This window comes from Gelidibacter sp., assembly GCF_035577925.1.
In the GTDB taxonomy this organism is placed as follows: domain Bacteria; phylum Bacteroidota; class Bacteroidia; order Flavobacteriales; family Flavobacteriaceae; genus Gelidibacter.
On the sequence record NZ_DATJCY010000138.1, the window covers coordinates 1 to 2,685 of the forward strand.

The 2,685-nt window shown below is 34.0% G+C and carries 4 protein-coding genes; all 4 read right to left on the reverse strand.

What is annotated here, in order from left to right:
* The coding region (locus tag VNJ50_RS04790; protein ID WP_325579573.1) for a sugar phosphate nucleotidyltransferase at positions 1–261 on the reverse strand (261 nt) is incomplete at its 3' end.
* A gap of 3 nt (positions 262–264) precedes the next feature.
* Entirely contained in the window at positions 265–1,308 is a 1,044-nt protein-coding gene (rfbB, locus tag VNJ50_RS04795; protein ID WP_325579575.1) for a dTDP-glucose 4,6-dehydratase, read from the reverse strand.
* A gap of 2 nt (positions 1,309–1,310) precedes the next feature.
* Positions 1,311–2,366: a hypothetical protein gene (locus tag VNJ50_RS04800; RefSeq protein WP_325579577.1), complete on the reverse strand. Its 1,056-nt coding sequence runs from the start codon at positions 2,364–2,366 to the stop codon at positions 1,311–1,313.
* A 9-nt stretch (positions 2,367–2,375) separates the two neighbouring features.
* Positions 2,376–2,685, reverse strand: a 310-nt coding sequence (locus VNJ50_RS04805; RefSeq protein WP_414652866.1) for a DUF6909 family protein, incomplete at its 5' end; no start/stop codon positions are given.

Sequence of the window (2,685 nt, forward strand, 5' to 3'; positions counted from 1 at the left end):
TGCCAATCCTTTGGGTTCTTGTTGGATGGCATAGTGAAATTCACAGCCAAATTGGGTACCATCACCCAACAACAATTTAAAGAGCGGTAAATCTTGAGGCGTTGAGATTATTAAAATCTCTCGAATTCCTGAATATATCAAGGTTGAAATAGGATAATATATCATGGGTTTGTCATACACGGGCATTAACTGCTTACTTATGGCAAGCGTTAATGGATGCAACCGCGTTCCTGATCCTCCAGCTAATATTATTCCTTTCATTTGTTAATGGTATTGCTTTTGATAATAGTTTTGATAATCGCCATTGGTAATACTTTGTAACCAATCTTCATTACTTAAATACCAATCGATGGTTATATCTAAGCCTTCTTCAAAAGTTACCGACGGTTTCCAGCCTAATTCTTTATTTATCTTAGTTGCATCAATGGCGTACCTCAAATCATGTCCTGGACGGTCTTTAACGTAGGTTATCAATTTTTCTGAAGTGCCTTTCTCACGGTTAAGTTTTTCGTCCATTTGTTGACATAACAACTTAACCAAATCAATATTCTTCCATTCGTTAAAACCACCAATATTGTAAGTTTCGTGATTTTTTCCTTTATGAAACACCAAATCAATGGCAATGGCATGGTCTTTTACGTACAACCAATCCCTGGTATAATTCCCATCGCCATAAACTGGCAAGGGTTTGTTATGGATGATATTGTTTATAAAAAGTGGGATCAACTTCTCAGGGAACTGGTTTTCTCCATAATTATTGGAACAATTGGAAATAATGTATGGCATGCCATACGTTTCGCCATAAGCCCTTACAAAATGATCGGAGCTTGCCTTGGATGCAGAGTAAGGAGAATTTGGATCATAAGAAGTTTTCTCAGTAAAAAAACCTTCTTGGCCTAAGCTGCCATAAACCTCATCCGTACTAATATGGTAAAAAAGCTTGCTTTTAAAATTGTCTTTCCACAATGTTTTAAAAGCATTCAGTAAATTCATAGTGCCAATAACATTAGTTTTTACAAATGCCAAAGGATCAGCAATCGATCGATCTACATGCGATTCTGCTGCTAAATGTATCACACTATCAAATTTATAGGTTTCAAACAACCCATCTATAAAATATTGATCCACAATATCACCTTTTATAAAAGTGTAGTTGGGCAGGTTTTCAACATCCTTTAAGTTTTCAAGATTACCTGCATAAGTGAGAAGATCTAAATTATAAATATGATAATCTGGATATTTATTAGCAAACAATCTTACTACATGAGATCCAATAAAACCTGCGCCTCCCGTAATCAAGACTTTCATTTTTAGCGATTTTTTTTATGATTTTTAAGATACTTGTTTAATGATAATAAAATGGAGACAAGTGCTGCAAGAATTAAAAATAAACTGGGTATTAAAAATTTATAGCTTTTAAAAATCCCCTTATCTTGAGCCCCTTTTTTAGGAAAATCAGATATTACGTTTAAAATACTTGCCTTATTTCCGCGTTCAATATTAAGTTCTACAAGTCCCGTTTTCAACTCCTTCATTTTATCGAGCAATGAAATCTCTTTATTATTCTGCACTCCAGTTGTTTCCCCAAGACTAATATTCGTACCTTGTATGGCACGCTCCGCTTCTTTAAGCATGACTCTTTTATACAAATTTTGCAACGAATCTATTTCAATAATTTGCTTGTTAAAAAGACTGTCCTGTAGTTTAATATTACTATCGCTAATATCCTTTTGGAGATTAAAATAGCTGTTATTTGAAATGGACGAGATAATAGCAGGCTGTAGTTTTTTTGCAATCGTATTATCACTTGCAGTAACGGATATAGTATGGAATCGCGCGTCAAGAGAATTGAAATTTTTAAGATAGGCTTTCATATCAATCGCTCTTTTGGTCGTGCTATCCAAACTGCGCACGAATTTATCAAAGAGTATAATTTTCTGATTTTCATCGGAATAAGATTCTACGCTAAATTTCTTAATAGACAAGGCTTCACTTTCCGTAATATTCAAAGCTTCGGCAAGTGACACTGAATCTTTTGCTTTAGCCAATTCATTATAAAATCCAATATTGTTATAAAGTTGCTGAACACTATTAAAATTTGGCTCAATAACCATAGTAGATACATATTGAGGTTCTTTCTTTATATCTAAAAAGACCCCTAAAATCAACCCTAAAACAATTACAGCCACAAATTTCAAAAAATGTCTTTGGATGAAAATCAAAAATGCAAGAACAAGTCCAAATATTCCTTTGAAAATACGTCGAATAAATCTGAAAAACCGATCGAAAATTTTCCCAATGGCATTAAACAACTGTCCTAAATCAATTTCTTCTGATGGCTGTTGTTTTCCTAAATCGTCACCCATAATTACAAATTAATTAAATATTTGTTGCAGTATTTTTCTAGTTATCAAATAGGTTGGTTTTACGCCTGTCGTACCCAATCCACCAGAGGCCAATGTACTACCGGTTTCCAAAGGATTGTCACTGGCATAATAGGCATATCTTACCTTAACGTTAGGATTAATACTTTTACGTACTTTAGAGGCTGCCTGAATTGCTTTTTGATAATGAGCTCCTTCCATTTCAAGGCCTATAACGTTCCATGTGGAATTAAAGAAAAACTTTAAAATCTCTTTATTTTGGAGCGATGTCCCTAAAACAGTAATCATTGCGCCTTCATAA